The 1,559-nt window shown below is 66.8% G+C and carries 1 protein-coding gene and 1 pseudogene; both read left to right on the top strand.

Translation table 11 applies throughout. The annotated features are described in order from the left end of the window. A partial coding sequence (gene mraY / locus ACT84W_RS10540; protein WP_444329181.1) for a phospho-N-acetylmuramoyl-pentapeptide-transferase occupies positions 1-1,013 on the top strand: 1,013 nt, incomplete at its 5' end. Positions 1,014-1,111: 98 nt separating this feature from the next. Continuing rightward, positions 1,112-1,559, top strand: a pseudogene (locus ACT84W_RS10535) (UDP-N-acetylmuramoyl-L-alanine--D-glutamate ligase); the annotation flags it as partial.

Here is a 1,559-nt window from a genome sequence, read left to right as displayed (position 1 = left end):
CTTACCCAACCTACCAGGTGTTCCTTTCCATCGCCGTGGCCGCGGCAATCACGTGCCTCGCCATGCCCTTCTTTATCCGCCTCATGAAGAAGGACGGCATCGGCCAGCAGATCCGCGCCGACGGCCCGCAGAGCCACCTCGTCAAGCAGGGTACGCCCACCATGGGCGGCGTCATCATGCTGGCCGGCGTGGTCATCACGGTCGCGCTCTTCGCCAAGTGGACGCCCGACCTGATCCTCGCCGTGCTGGCCATGCTCGTCACGGGCTCGCTGGGGCTCCTCGACGATATCGAGTCGGTCGCCCACAAACGCTCGCTCGGCCTCACCCCGTCGCAGAAGATGGCGGGGCTGATCACGATCTCGGTCGTGTTCTGCCTGGCGGCCGTCAACTGGGTCGGCATCGACGCCGTCGTGCGCTTCCCGGGAGGCGCCGCCATCGACCTCGGCGTCCTCACCACGACGCTGCCCATCGCCGGCGGGATCCAGATCCCTTGGCTCTACCTCGTGTTCGTGTTCTTCCTCATGGCGGGCCTCTCGAACTCGGTCAACCTCACCGACGGCCTCGACGGACTTGCGGGCGGCTGCGTCATGGTTGTCATGCTCATGATGGCCATGGTCGCCTACCGCTACGACGAGATCAACCTCGCCATCTTCGCCGCCTCCATCGCGGGCGCCTGCGTCGGCTTCCTCTGGCACAACTGCAACCCGGCGTCTATCTTCATGGGCGACACCGGCTCGCTGGCCCTGGGCGCCGCCCTCGCGGCCCTGGCCATCCTCACCAAGACCGAGATCACCTCGCTCATCATGGGCGGGCTCTTCGTCTGCGAGGCCCTGAGCGTCATCATCCAGGTTGCGAGCTTCAAGACCACGGGCAAGCGCGTGTTCCTCATGAGCCCGATCCATCACCACTTCGAGAAGAAGGGCTGGGCGGAGAACAAGGTCGTCACCCGCTTTTGGATCGTCTCGGCGGCCTTCGCGACCCTCGGCTTCGCGCTTTACTTCCAGCTCGGCTAGGGCCCGGGGGCTAAGCGGGGGCCTCGCCGCTTAGCCTCTCGCAGCTCCTCCATCGCACCAACCGCACCGCAACGCATGGCAAGAGAAAGCTCAAGAGCATGACCTGCAAGAACACGGACAAACTCGGCGACGTCCTCGTCCTCGGCATCGGAAAGACGGGGGAGGGGATCTGCCGTTACCTCACGGGCCTGCCCGCCGGCCGCGTCGACTCCGTCACGCTCTACGGCGGAGCGCGTTCCGAACGGAGCGACGCCACCCGCGCCCTCGAGGAGGCGGGCGTCCGCTGCGTCCTGGGGACCGAAGAGGTCGAGGGACACTACGATCTCGCCATCGCCTCGCCTGGGATCCCTGAGCCGAGCGCCTTCTTCGCCTCCGCTGCGGCGGCGAGTGACGAGATCATCGGCGAGCCGGAGCTCGCGTTCCGAGAGAGCCCTCAGAGGTGGCTCGCCGTGACGGGGACGAACGGCAAGACCACCACGACCTCCCTCACCACGCACCTGCTCCACGAGGACGGCCGCGTCGCCGAGTCCGTGGGCAACATCGGCG

Origin of the sequence: Paratractidigestivibacter sp. (assembly GCF_052362415.1) — a bacterium.
GTDB lineage: Bacteria > Actinomycetota > Coriobacteriia > Coriobacteriales > Atopobiaceae > Paratractidigestivibacter.
This window is presented reverse-complemented; position numbering and strand designations above follow the sequence as displayed.